This window comes from Bacteroides sp. (assembly GCF_028690125.1).
In the GTDB taxonomy this organism is placed as follows: domain Bacteria; phylum Bacteroidota; class Bacteroidia; order Bacteroidales; family Bacteroidaceae; genus Bacteroides.
On sequence record NZ_JAQVBV010000004.1, the window covers coordinates 146,887 to 160,242 of the forward strand.

The window sequence follows — 13,356 nt, forward strand, 5'->3', positions numbered from 1 at the left end:
TGCTTTTAAAATCGTAATACGCATTGTAGGCCGACCGATTTTTTATTGGAGTTGAACTGGTTGTTAATGATTGCCGGTTCTACTTTCATGCTTAGGTCGGGAGAGATATCAAAGTTAGACAATTCCGCATCTACATAAGCGTCGATAATGGAAATGATATAAACTCCGATAAATGCAAATATACTAAGGTCCCGGTATCTCCGGAACATATCTTTTCTTTTTTTTATGGTATTTTTTAATTGGTCTTCATTATAATTAGCATTAGGAGGTAACAAATCTTCGTAACTTTTGGTATTTGGGTTACTGTCCATAATATCCAAATAAGCTTGTGAATAGTCTTTGTACATTTTGCCGTTCCAACTCAGTGCATAAGCACAACCGGCAAATCCTCCATATATAATAGGTAATTTCCAATATTTTCGATTGTATATTTGTCCTCCTCCCGGGAAAACAACAGCGAGCCATGTGGCTCTGGTCGGATTAGGTACAAATATTTTTTTGTTTAAATCCTGCGCAGGTGGGAGGCTGTCTTGACTAATCACAATTGCGTTTGGCTGTTCTATTTTCTTCAACTCTTTTTGGTTGGATACATCCAGACTATCGGCTATATGTATTTTAGCGGCAGAAAGGCTATCTACTGGCTGCAAGCGTTCTAGTTTGAGAAGTCTCAGGGAATCTTGCTTTAATGAATCTTGTTCCTGAGCCGGATCACGATGTCTTCGGGCACGTGCTTTGGGAGGCTGACGTTGCTGGATTGTGCTATCTTTTTGTACCGGAGTTACAGGCTCCTGCGCATACATATCAATCCCTGCCACCTGTAAGAAACAGAGAAGCAGGGTAGTGATTAGTAACTGATATCTTTTACTTTTCCTAGTCATTTACTTTTTTAGCGTATCGAAGATTTCCATGATACGTTCCAATTCCTCCTCGTTGCTGAAAGGAATACTGATCTTTCCTTTACCTTTTTCGGAGCAAGTGAGTTGTACCTTTGTGTTAAAGAAGCCGGTTAGTTGTTGCTTTAATAAATTAAACTCTTCCGGAAGTTTGGCACGTTTAGGAGCAATTTTCCGTGTACCACTCTTCACAACCTCTCCTTCGCTGAGTGATTTAACAATTTCTTCTACTTTGCGAACGGAGTATCCGTGTTCTTGTATCTCTTCGAATATTTTTACTTGCAATTTAGGATCGCCTAATGAAATCAGTGCACGGGCATGTCCCATGTCAATTTGCTTGTTCTGCAAGGCCATTTGTATTGGAGCCGGCAGTTTCAGTAAACGCAGATAGTTAGCAATTGTTGTTCGGTTTTTGCCGATGCGTTCGCTCAAGCGTTCCTGAGTTAATTCATATTGATCGAGCAGATGTTGATAGGCGAGTGCTATTTCCAAAGCATTCAGGTCTTCACGCTGGATGTTTTCAATCAACGCCATTTCCATCATGTTTTCGTCGTCCGCTGTGCGAATGTAGGCAGGGATTGTTTTCATTCCTGCTTTTTGTGAAGCACGATAACGGCGCTCTCCGGCAATGATCTGATATTCATCGTCCGAGAGTTTGCGTAGAGTGATTGGTTGGATAATTCCGATTTCTGCAATTGAATCCGCCAATTCTTGCAATGCCGTTGTATCAAATTCACGGCGTGGTTGGTTAGGATTGACAGAAATTTTTGCCAATTCTATTTCATTAATGGAAGAAGAGCCTTCGGTTTTCACATCATCCATTGAGAGCAAGGCGTCAAGTCCACGTCCTAATGCATTTCTTTTTTGTGTTGCCATATCTTCTTCGTTATTTATTTCTGTTGATAATCTCTTTTGCGAGAGTTAAGTGGTTTTTAGAACCGGTTGAATCCGCATCATAAAGGATGGTGGGGATGCCATAACTAGGTGCTTCACTTAGCTTGACATTTCGTTGGATGACAGTGTTGAACACTAATTCCCGGAAATGTCGTTTCACTTCGTCGTAAATCTGATTGGCTTGGCGCAAACGTGAGTCATACATAGTTAGCAGAAATCCTTCAATTTCCAAAGCCGGATTCAGTTTTGACTTAATAATTTTGATTGTATTCAATAATTTACTGATTCCTTCAAGGGCAAAATATTCAGCTTGTACAGGAATGATTATCGAATCGGCAGCGGTCAATGCATTAATTGTAATCAGTCCTAATGACGGTGAACAGTCTATCAAAATATAGTCATATTCTTTCTTCAATGGTGTGAGCACTTCCTTTAGTATTTTTTCGCGATTAGGAAGGTTCAGCATTTCAATCTCAGCTCCTACCAGATTGATATGTGAGGAGATGACTTTTAAAGAGTCTATATCTGTGTCGAGGATAGCGTCCTGTACATTGGCTCTGTCTATAATACATTCATAGATAGTGCATTCCGATTGCTTAATGTCTACTCCCAAACCGGAAGAGGCATTCGCTTGCGGATCGGCGTCTACCACGAGTACTTTCTTTTCAAGTGTAGCAAGTGACGCTGCGAGGTTGATTGTAGTCGTTGTTTTTCCTACACCACCTTTTTGATTGGCCAAAGCAATAATCTTTCCCATATTCTCTAAATTTATTGGCAGCGAAATAAGTGATAAATCCTTAGAGCGCCTACGAAAAAATAGAAACTTTGCAATTTCTGTTGATAAGTTGCCTGTTTTGTTAATAACTGCCGGGTGAGGCGATTACAAAACTTTGATAGTTATATCAACAGTTTTTCTTCTCAGAGCTTGCAAATATACATATTTATATTGGAAATCTATTTCTTTTTTTAGTCGCTTGCAGAAGATTAAGATTTGTAAACGGGTGGTTATGTGCCGGATAGTAGTTTGTACCTTGTAGAGTGGTGATTTTTTCCATTTTAAAATGTAATGTTTGGTTCGTTCCACCCAGGTTGCCGCTTCGTTCTACCACTGTGTCCGTTTCATCCCACCTATGTAGAACGAAACGGACACAGTAGTAAAACGAATTAGTTTTGGTAAACCGAGAGCATCATTTATGAACGGTGATAAATTAATTATTAATAACTACGTGGTTGGTATTACGTCTACTTTTTGTTACTTTTGTGCAGACATTAAATAAAAAGGAAAGGATTGAAAAGTATGGAAAATAAACGACCGCTGATACTTGTGTCGAATGATGATGGTATCATGGCTAAAGGTATTAGTGAATTGGTTAAGTTTCTTCGGACATTGGGGGAAATAGTTGTAATGGCACCTGATGCTCCGCGTTCCGGTAGTGCTAGTGCATTGACAGTGACACAACCCGTACATTATAAATTGGTCAAGCAAGAAGTAGGAGTGACGGTATATAAATGCTCCGGAACACCGACTGACTGCATTAAATTAGCATGGAATACAGTGCTCGGCCGAAGACCGGATCTGGTAGTCGGAGGTATTAATCATGGTGATAATTCTGCTACGAACGTGCATTATTCGGGTACGATGGGAGTAGTGATTGAGGGTTGCCTGAATGGTATTCCGTCTATCGGCTTTTCACTATGTAATCATGATATGGGTGCTGATTTTGAAGCTGCCGGTCCTTATGTGCGTAAAATCGCAGCCATGGTTCTGGAGAAAGGTTTGCCTCCTCTGACTTGTCTGAATGTGAATTTTCCTGATACTCCTGATATTAAAGGAATAAAGGTATGCGAACAAGCGAAAGGATGTTGGACAAATGAATGGGAAGTCTGCCCACGTCAAAACGACCGGAATTACTTTTGGCTGACAGGTGAATTTGCTGATCATGAACCGGAAAATGAAAAGAATGATCACTGGGCATTGGCAAACGGATATGTGGCTATTACTCCAACTACGGTAGATTTAACTGCTTATAGTTTTATTGAAGAACTAAATAGCTGGATGGAAGAAAATAAAGAGTAATTAATTTTCTTGTTTTATGAAATATTATCTGATTGTCGGTGAAGCTTCCGGTGATTTACATGCGTCTCATCTGATGTCTGCTTTGAAAGCAGAAGATCCGCAGGCCGACTTCCGTTTTTTCGGGGGGGATCTGATGTCTGCTGTTGGAGGGAAAATGGTTAAGCATTATAAGGAGTTGGCATACATGGGATTTATTCCTGTATTGCTTCATTTGCGCACTATTTTTGCTAACATGAAACGTTGCAAAGAAGACATTGTAGCATGGAATCCGGATGTGGTGATACTGGTAGATTATCCGGGGTTTAATCTTAAAATTGCCAAATTTGTGCATGAAAAGACACAAATTCCGGTTTACTACTTTATTTCTCCGAAAATCTGGGCCTGGAAGGAGTACCGTATTAAAAATATCAAACGGGATGTGGATGAACTTTTTTCTATTCTTCCCTTTGAAATTGAGTTTTTTGAAGGTAAGCATCAATATCCTATTCACTATGTAGGCAATCCTACAATGGATGAGGTGACTGCCTATCAGGAAGCTCACCCCGCAAACTTTCAAGAGTTTATCACAGAGAATGGCTTGGAAGATAAACCTATCATTGCTTTGCTGGCAGGTAGCCGGAAGCAGGAAATAAAAGATAACCTGCCGGATATGTTGAAAGCAGCTTCCGCTTTCTCCGAATATCAGCTTGTTTTGGCGGGTGCACCAAGTATTTCTCTGGAATACTACAAACAATATGTGGGGCAAGTCGAAGTGAGAATTATCTTTGGACAGACTTATCGGCTTTTGCAAAATGCGGAAGCTGCATTGGTCACTTCAGGAACAGCTACTCTTGAGACTGCATTGTTTCGTATTCCTCAGGTGGTCTGTTATCATACTCCTATCGGAAAGGTGATTTCATTTTTGCGCAGACATATATTGAAAGTGAAATTTATTTCATTGGTCAATTTGATTGCTGATCGTGAAGTTGTGAAAGAATTGGTAGCCGATACAATGACAGTTGGAAATATGCGACTGGAATTAAAAAATATTCTTGAAGATGCAGAATATAAGAAAACGATGTTGGCAGGCTATGAGTACGTGGCAGAACGGCTAGGTTCTGGCGGTGCACCTAAGAAGGCAGCTCATGAAATGCTGAGAATTTTGAAAAAATAACTTTCTTTTTCTGAATAAACGTAAAGCCGGTGCAGTAATTGCCCGGCTTTTTTATTTATAAAACAGAAGATTAACTAAGAAAAAACTAATATGAAAAAATTGAATTGGATTTTAAGTTTGTTGTTGCTGGCATTAGTACCTGTGCTGCAATCGTGTGATGACAATGATGATTATTATTCTATCGAGGATTTTAGTTGGGATTGGGCTACCGTTCATGCTACAGGTGGTGGAAGCTATTATTTGGAAGGTGACCGTTGGGGTATTATTGATCCGGTTACTACAGCAATTCCATGGTATCGCCCGGTGGATGGAAAACGAGTGGTTGCTATTTTTAATCCTTTAGCTGATACTAAAGATGGTGTGGAGGTTCAGATGAAAGGCATTAATGAAGTGCTAACCAAAGAAGTAGAAGAGATGACTGCGGAGAATGAAGAAGAATTCGGTAATGATCCTATTTTGATTTATCAGGGCGATATGTGGCTTGGAGGTAAATTTCTGAATATTATCTTCTATCAGAATGTCCCTTATTCAAAAAAACATCGTATTAGCTTGGTTCAGAATAAAATAAAAACTCCTGAAGTACCAGAAAATCCAGAAACTCAAAGTGTGGATGAAGATGGTTATGTACATTTGGAATTACGTTATAATACCTATGATGATGTGACAAAAGATTGGGGTTGGGGACGAGTGTCCTATAATCTTGAAGAGTTTTATCCTAAAGAAAAAGAAGAAAATGCAGAGCCCGTAATGAAAGGATTTAAGATAAAGATGAATTCAAAGGAAAATGGAGACGGTGTAATTGTCGTTCTTGATTTTGATCATCCGGTAGGAGTACCTGAAAAATCCAAGGCAGTGCATACTACTTCTTCTATGATACAATGATAATAGTGATGTTTTGATGTGATAGTGTGTAAAAAAGACCGGGAGCTTTCTGATAAAAATAGCTTCCGGTCTTTTCCTTTTTATGATTTCTCTATTAAGGAATCTATAATATTTCTCTCTAAAAGATGGTTTAAATCCAAGTCAGGGCATATATGTAAACAACTGCTGCCGGGATTGCCATTAAAGAACTGTCGAAACGGTCGAGCATACCTCCATGTCCGGGAAGAATTGTTCCGGAATCTTTTACATGGAGTTGGCGTTTCAGTAGTGATTCAGTCAAGTCTCCCCAAGTTCCGAATATAACAACCACTAAGGCTAATCCTGCCCACTGCCACATAGACATGAATGAAAAATAGTGAGCGAGTGCAAAAGAAGCTCCGATTGCTACTATACCGCCTCCAATAGAACCTTCCCACGATTTTTTAGGAGAAATGCGTTCGAATAAACGGTGTTTTCCGATTAATGAACCAACGCAATAGGCTCCGGTGTCATTCAACCAAATAAAAATAAAAATAGATAGTGGTAGAATCGGATTATAACTTACACTGTCGTATTCCGGATCTACATTAAATGCCAGTACATTCAGTAAAGCAAAAGGTAGTCCGATGTACAGTTGGCTAAACATAGAATATGCCCAGTTTAGTATCGGATTCTCCTTTTTCAGATATAACTCACTAATCATCAGATAAAGTAGCAGCACTACATATGGAATGAATATCTTTGAATCTGCTGCATTAATACAGAACGCCATGATTGCCAGGAATAAATAAGCTCCTCCCAGCATATTAATGAACTTATTAATGTTGGCTCCTTCTGCCCGATTGTTTATCAGTTGTCCATACTCGAAAATAGTTAATGAACTGATTATAACAAATAAAATGCCAAAACTTAATACCCCGTAAAGAATACATCCTACTAAAATAGCTACAAAAAGTACTCCAGTAATAGCCCGTTTTATAAAATTACTATTCAAAATATATCGTGTTATTAGTTATTGGATTCGGCATTCTTTTCTTTAGCAGAATTTTCAGCTTCTTCTTCCTTAATTTCTTTTTCTTCCTTTTCTACTTCTTTGGCTAATTTCCTTTCAGCTTCGGCTGCTACCTGGCTTTCTTTAGCTGCCATAATTTCTTCAGAACGGGAAGCCCAGGGGCGTTTGCCAAAGATATGTTCAACGTCTTCAGCAAAGATAACTTCTTTGTCAATTAACAGTTGAGTCAATTCGTTATGACCTTCTTTGTGCTCAGACAGAATTTGTTTAGCGCGCTGATATTGCTCGTTTACCATTTTCTTGACTTCTTCATCGATTAACTCCGCAGTTTTTTCACTATAAGGGCGGTTAAAAGAATATTCGTCATTATTGTAATAGCATAAATTCGGCAGTTTATCACTCATTCCTAAATAAGCAATCATACCGTATGCTTGTTTGGTAACTCTTTCCAAGTCATTCATAGCCCCTGTAGAAATACGACCGATAAATAAGTCTTCGGCAGCACGTCCTCCTAATGTTGCACACATTTCATCCAGCATTTGCTCTTTCGTAGTGATCTGACGCTCTTCCGGTAAATACCAGGCAGCACCTAATGCACGTCCACGGGGAACAATGGTGACTTTAATTAATGGATTTGCATATTCCAGTAACCAAGATATAGATGCGTGACCCGCTTCATGCAGAGCAATAGAACGACGTTCTGCTTCTGTAGTTATCTTGGTTTTCTTTTCCAAACCACCGATGATACGATCTACAGCATCTAAGAAGTCTTGCTTACCTACGAATTTCTTTCCGTGACGAGCTGCGATCAAGGCAGCTTCATTGCAGACATTTGCGATATCTGCACCGGAGAATCCCGGAGTTTGGCGTGCTAACAAATCTACATCGATACTATCGTCTATTTTGATAGGGCGCAAATGTACACCGAATACTTCTTTTCGTTCATTCAGGTCAGGTAAGTCTACGTGTATCTGACGGTCAAAACGTCCGGCACGAAGCAAGGCTTTATCAAGCACATCTACACGATTGGTAGCAGCCAGAATAATAACACCGCTATTGGAACCGAAACCATCCATTTCTGTTAAAAGCTGGTTCAGTGTATTTTCCCGTTCGTCATTTCCTCCCATTGCGGGATTTTTACCACGAGCACGTCCTACCGCATCGATCTCGTCGATAAATACAATACAAGGAGCTTTTTCTTTTGCCTGCTTAAAAAGGTCACGTACACGAGAGGCGCCTACGCCTACAAACATTTCTACGAAGTCGGAACCGGCGAGGGAGAAGAAAGGTACATTTGCTTCACCGGCAACAGCTTTGGCAAGCAATGTCTTACCTGTTCCCGGAGGACCTACTAGTAGAGCACCTTTAGGAATTTTACCTCCCAGATCCGTATATTTTTGAGGCTCTTTCAAAAATTCAACAATCTCCTCAACTTCTTGTTTGGCTTCTGCCAGACCTGCTACATCTTTAAATGTGATCTTTATAGATCCTCCTTTTTCAAAGAGCTGTGCTTTAGATTTGCCCACATTGAATACACCACCGGCACCACCGCTGCCACCGCCACTCATCCGGCGCATGAAGAATATCCATAAAGCGACTAACAATACAAGTGGCAGTATACTGGTCAGAATTGTCGGAAATAGATCTGATTTTGTCGGATAATCGAATGTTCCGTCAAAGTTTCCTGCTTCTTGTTCCTTTTTTAGAAACTGATTTAATTCATCGTTGGACGGGCCATTAGTCGTTACTATCGGATTTTTTCCAATTTTGCTGGAGTCTGCTCCGAATACAGCACCTACTGCATTGGATTTGATGTAAGCTTCAATCGTTCTGTCATCATTACCTATAACTTTCCCGATATATCCGTTTTTTACATATTTTTCAAACTCACTGTATGGAACGGCTTTGCTTCCATTGCTTTGATAATTACTACTCCAATAGAGTCCGAGAAGCATCAGAGCGATAAACATATACATCCAGTTCAAATTGAACTTGGGCATATTCACCTTATTATTGGTAGGCTTGTTATTATTAGCGTTGTTATTATCCATAATTATAAATTAGTCAAGATCGGGAATTTGCGTAAGTTTGGCATCAGCCCAGAGATGTTCAAGATTATAGAAAGCTCTGGTTTCGGGTAGAAAAATATGCACTAATACATCAGCGTAATCCATTGCCACCCATTCTGCATTACGCAGGCCATCTACGGCAGAAGGTTTACTGTTTGCACCTTCACGTGCAAATTCTTTGATTGAATCTACGATCGCACTTACCTGACTGGGGGAGTTTCCCTGACAAATAACGAAGTATTTACAGATAGTATCTTCTATATTAGTTAAATCGGCAATAATAATATTTTTACCTTTCTTTTCTTGAATTCCCTCTTTTATTTTTTCAATTAATATCTTTGTCTCGTTCATTCTTTGATTGAAATTAATAATTCATGTTCTCTTTTGGTTTATAACAAAAAAGGTTTCCCCTTTGTTTCAGTTTATAAACGTGATATTTTTGACAAATATACGCTGATTTATTGGATACAAGAAAGTTATGGACTAATTTTTGTGTTTTTTAGTGTAGTCTCTTTTGTTTGAAATGATAATTTGAAGTTTTTTTGCAAAAAAAATATTGGAAATATTTGTAGTTCACGAAAACTTTGTATCTTTGCACCCGCAAACGGATATTATTGGGCTATGGTGTAATGGTAACACATCAGATTCTGGTCCTGACGTTCCAAGTTCGAGTCTTGGTAGCCCAACAGAGAAATAAATTATTTACAGATAAAAACCTACTAAAAGAATCTTTTTAGTAGGTTTTTGTATTTTATGATTTGGCGTTAAGTTAGTCTGAAAAAGAGATCAGTCCGAAAGCCCTGTGGGTATGTTAAATTATCGAAGTGCTTATGTTTTTTGTAATGTGATAATATCCTTTTATAAAACACTATAGATCAATCAATAATTAGCTTTATTTATATACCGATTGCATCGATGATTTACGGTTGTGATTTGTCACCCACATACTTTTTGACTTGATCCTGAAAAAGTACCAATAAAGATTTCTGCTTTGACCCTAAAAAACATTTTATTTCCGATATCTCTTTCTATGATTTAGAGTGGGAGAAAAATAAAACAGGTTTGACTGCCTGGGGGCAATCAAACCTGTTTTTAAATCATAAAGAGTCGTTGTTATTCTTTCAGTGATTCGTCAATAACTTTAATTTTTTGCATAATTAGCTCCAAGTCAGCTTTCAATTTATCAACCTTGCGGTTGAGCTCGGTTAGTAAGCTGCTACCTTTTTTTGATGTAGAAGTCAGGAATCCCAAGTTATTTTCATAAGTTTGAAGTTCATTCTTCATATTGTCATAAGTACGTACTAGCTTTTCACGTTCTCTGTACAGAGATTGCGGACCACTTTCTTGAATATTATTGATGTTAGAACGGAAATTACTTAATTTTTTGTTTGATGCATTGATGTTGAAGCGATCGAACAACTGGTCAATCAATCCATGATATTGTTTATATAACTTATCTTTTTCTTTGAACGGAACATGACCGATTGAATTCCATTCTTTCATCAACTCACGTACCAAAGTGTTGGCTTCATTCGTATCCATATTTTCATCAATGGCAGAAAGTTTTTCAATCAATGCTTTCTTTTTATCCATATTTTCTACTTCGACAGAGCGCTGTGAAGAAGTAGCCTTATTCTTTTGTTCAAAGAAGTAGTCGCAAGCCGAGATGAAACGCTTCCAGATAGCATCCGAATATTTCTTAGCTACCGGTCCGATTGTTTTCCATTCTTTTTGAAGCTTGGTTAATGCATCTGATGTAGTTTTCCAGTCGGTACTGTCTTTCAATGCTTCTGCTTTTTCACAAAGATCTTTCTTTCTTTCCAGATTTTCGTTCATTCCTTCTTTCAGACTCTTGAAAAAATCTCCTTTCTTTTTGAAGAAATCATCACAGGCATGACGGAAACGCTCGAAGATCTTTACATTCATTTTTTGCGGTGCAAAACCGATGGTTTTCCACTTGTTTTGTAAGGCAATAACCTCCTGAGTTTTGTTTTCCCAGGCAGAGAATGTTTTCAGTTCATTATATTCGATTGCTTCTACGATTTCGCAGATTACAGTCTTCTGATCCAGATTATGTTGTTCTGATTCTTTTAATGATTCAAAATGCTGCTGATGACGGCGATTCACTGCTGTTGAAGCAGTTTTAAACCGATTCCAGATTTCATCTCGTAATTCTTTAGCTACAGGTCCTGTATCACGGAATTCCTGATGTAACTTTTGGAGTTGGTGGAAAGCAGAAACTACATCTTCTTCATCAGCCAACTTTTCAGCAGCTTCGCAAAGATGGGTTTTGATTTCCTGATTTTTCTTGAAATCATATTCGCGGAATTCGTTGTTCAGTTTTAGTAAATCATAGAATTTCTCTATATATAACTGGTAGTTTTTCCAAAGTTCATTGACTTTACCTTGTGGAACTAGTTTAGTCTCATTCCATTGCTGCTGTAGTTTTTTGAACTCTGTATATGATTTGTTGGCATCATCACCCGATTCTACCAATTCTTTCAGTTCTTCAATAATGGAAAGTTTAACTTGCAGATTTTCTTCTTTCTGGCGTTCCAGTTCGGCAGTCTGCATATTGCGTTTCTCTTTGATAGTCGTCATTAGGACTTTGAATTCATTTTCTTCAGAGTCTTCTTCAGGTACGAAATCTTCGAGGATGCCGCCATTCTCAACAAACTGTTTTCTGGCAACTTCCAATTCGGCATTATGTAACTTGTAGAATGTTTGTTTCAGACTATCGATTTCTTGCTTACTAGCATTATCAGCATCCTGAGCAAGTTCTTTCAACCGTTTCAATATCTCTTCCTTAGTGGGAAATTTCGAGGTTACTTCAGGTTGAATTTCGGTAATAATTTCCTCAACCGGAGTTTCCGTAATTTCTTCAGAAACCTCGACTGTTTTCTTTTCTTCTTCTAATTCCCCTTGATTCAAAGGTTGATTAGTGTCATGAGCGTCCATCATTGTATATTAGTTTTGGATCACAAATTAATGAAATAAAATGATTACTTCATACTATTTTGCTTGTTTTTTTTTATTTATCTTGTTTTTACGATAATAAAACCGTGATTCCCATGTATAGCATCATTCCAATGATGTCATTTGTGATAGCTATAAATGGTCCTGTCGCAATAGCAGGGTCGATTTTAAATCTTTCAAGTGTCATAGGCACCAATGTTCCGAAAATAGAGGCAAACATGACTACGGCAAACAAACTGATTGATACTGAATAGGTGACTGTAGCCGTTGCTCCGAAACGGATGAAATTATAGGTATATACCAGCAGAGAAATGATAGTAGCATTGATTAGCGCTACAACCGCTTCTTTAGTGACTTGCTTGAATGTGTTTTTGGTATCCAGCGAACTATTGGCCAAACCTTGTACAATAATAGCAGAAGATTGAGTACCTACGTTTCCTCCGGTACCACCGATAAGTGGAATATACAATGCCATTTCCGGATGAGCAGCAAACGTAGAATCGAAATTTCCCAATATCATGGAATTACCGATTCCTCCCAGCATACCAATCAGTAACCACGGTAGACGTGCTGTTGTCTGACGGAGTACATTATCATCTGTTTCTACATCCTGCGAAAGTCCGGATGCCAACTGATAATCGCGTTCAGACTGTTCACGAACCTCGTCCATAACGTCATCGACGGTAATTTGTCCTACCAGACGACCTATGCTGTCTATTACCGGAATAGCAACTAAGTCATACTTTTCAATCACTTGTACTACTTCATCAATAGGAGTATCTACGTGTACCGAAATAGGATCTTTCTGCATCACGTGCTTTACTTTTGATACAGAAGGAGAAGTGATCATTTTTTTTAGTGGGAAAATACCTCTCAGACGTTCATCGTCATCTATAACATATACATAATATATTTCGTCCAGTTCTTCTGCTTGTAGCCTCATCTCTTTCAGGCATTCGGGCATACTCCAGTTTTCATTGACCAGCACCATTTCCGTACCCATCAAACCACCGGCTGTATTTTCATCGTATTTCAGCAGATCGACAATGTCACCTGCCTGTTCGATGTCCTCAATGTGTGAAAGGACTTCTTCTTGTTTGTCTTCGTCAAGTTCGCGCATCAGGTCTACGGCATCATCCGTATCCATATAATCTACGAATCTCTTGGCGATCGTTTCAGAGGGAAGAATTTCGAGGAATTCTTTACGCACGTCTTCATCCATCTCGACAAGTACGTCGGCAGCGATTTCATTGTCTAGTAAACGATAGATAAATCTGGCTTCTTCCGGATTCAGGTCATTACATAATTCAGCGATATCGGCAGGGTGAAGATCGATTAAAAGCTCTTTAACCCTGTCGGCATCCTTCTGCTCGATAAGTTGTTTTACATTATCTATATATTCCTCGTTCATATTAATCAAA

Annotated in this window: 10 protein-coding genes, 1 tRNA gene and 1 pseudogene; 4 read left to right on the top strand and 8 right to left on the bottom strand. The window is 38.8% G+C overall.

Going from position 1 to position 13,356, the window contains the following annotated elements:
* Positions 1-5: 5 nt before the first annotated feature.
* From PHO71_RS04290 to PHO71_RS04300, 3 genes are read right to left on the bottom strand one after another with little or no spacing between them, the layout of a single operon-like run.
* The gene (locus PHO71_RS04290; RefSeq protein ID WP_300199417.1) at positions 6-878 is read right to left on the bottom strand and encodes a DUF5683 domain-containing protein; all 873 of its coding nucleotides are present in this window, start codon (positions 876-878) and stop codon (positions 6-8) included.
* Positions 879-1,769: a ParB/RepB/Spo0J family partition protein gene (locus PHO71_RS04295; RefSeq protein WP_300199419.1), complete on the bottom strand. Its 891-nt coding sequence runs from the start codon at positions 1,767-1,769 to the stop codon at positions 879-881. It lies immediately after the preceding gene.
* A gap of 10 nt (positions 1,770-1,779) precedes the next feature.
* The gene (locus tag PHO71_RS04300) at positions 1,780-2,544 is read right to left on the bottom strand and encodes a ParA family protein (protein ID WP_300199421.1); all 765 of its coding nucleotides are present in this window, start codon (positions 2,542-2,544) and stop codon (positions 1,780-1,782) included.
* A 540-nt stretch (positions 2,545-3,084) separates the two neighbouring features.
* Here PHO71_RS04300 and surE point away from each other — a divergent pair.
* The 3 genes from surE (at position 3,085) to PHO71_RS04315 (ending at position 5,899) form a co-directional block, all read left to right on the top strand.
* Positions 3,085-3,864 carry a 5'/3'-nucleotidase SurE gene (gene surE / locus PHO71_RS04305; RefSeq protein WP_300199424.1) on the top strand — a complete coding sequence of 260 codons (780 nt, stop codon included), beginning with the start codon at positions 3,085-3,087 and terminating at the stop codon, positions 3,862-3,864.
* A gap of 16 nt (positions 3,865-3,880) precedes the next feature.
* A complete protein-coding gene (gene lpxB, locus PHO71_RS04310) occupies positions 3,881-5,017 on the top strand; it encodes a lipid-A-disaccharide synthase (RefSeq protein WP_300199450.1) in 1,137 nt (378 codons plus the stop codon).
* A gap of 90 nt (positions 5,018-5,107) precedes the next feature.
* Entirely contained in the window at positions 5,108-5,899 is a 792-nt protein-coding gene (locus tag PHO71_RS04315; protein WP_300199452.1) for a NigD-like protein, read from the top strand.
* 130 nt (positions 5,900-6,029) lie between these two features.
* On the opposite strand, the gene PHO71_RS04320 is transcribed toward PHO71_RS04315, so the two are convergent.
* The 3 genes and pseudogenes from PHO71_RS04320 to rsfS all read right to left on the bottom strand — a co-directional run bounded on the left by PHO71_RS04320 (position 6,030) and on the right by rsfS (position 9,310).
* On the bottom strand, positions 6,030-6,872 hold the full coding sequence (locus PHO71_RS04320; RefSeq protein ID WP_300199454.1) for a phosphatidate cytidylyltransferase: 843 nt from the start codon (positions 6,870-6,872) through the stop codon (positions 6,030-6,032).
* Positions 6,873-6,907: 35 nt separating this feature from the next.
* Positions 6,908-8,941 (bottom strand): annotated as a pseudogene (ftsH, locus tag PHO71_RS04325) (ATP-dependent zinc metalloprotease FtsH); the annotation flags it as partial.
* A gap of 9 nt (positions 8,942-8,950) precedes the next feature.
* On the bottom strand, positions 8,951-9,310 hold the full coding sequence (rsfS, locus tag PHO71_RS04330; protein ID WP_300199460.1) for a ribosome silencing factor: 360 nt from the start codon (positions 9,308-9,310) through the stop codon (positions 8,951-8,953).
* A 264-nt stretch (positions 9,311-9,574) separates the two neighbouring features.
* Between rsfS and PHO71_RS04335 the strand changes: the two genes are divergently transcribed.
* A tRNA-Gln gene (locus tag PHO71_RS04335) sits at positions 9,575-9,645 on the top strand.
* A 427-nt stretch (positions 9,646-10,072) separates the two neighbouring features.
* Here the strand turns inward: PHO71_RS04335 and PHO71_RS04340 are convergent.
* Both PHO71_RS04340 and mgtE read right to left on the bottom strand, forming a co-directional pair.
* Entirely contained in the window at positions 10,073-11,920 is a 1,848-nt protein-coding gene (locus PHO71_RS04340; protein WP_300199463.1) for a DUF349 domain-containing protein, read from the bottom strand.
* Between the two features lie 85 nt (positions 11,921-12,005).
* Entirely contained in the window at positions 12,006-13,346 is a 1,341-nt protein-coding gene (gene mgtE / locus PHO71_RS04345; protein ID WP_300199467.1) for a magnesium transporter, read from the bottom strand.
* Positions 13,347-13,356: the final 10 nt, after the last annotated feature.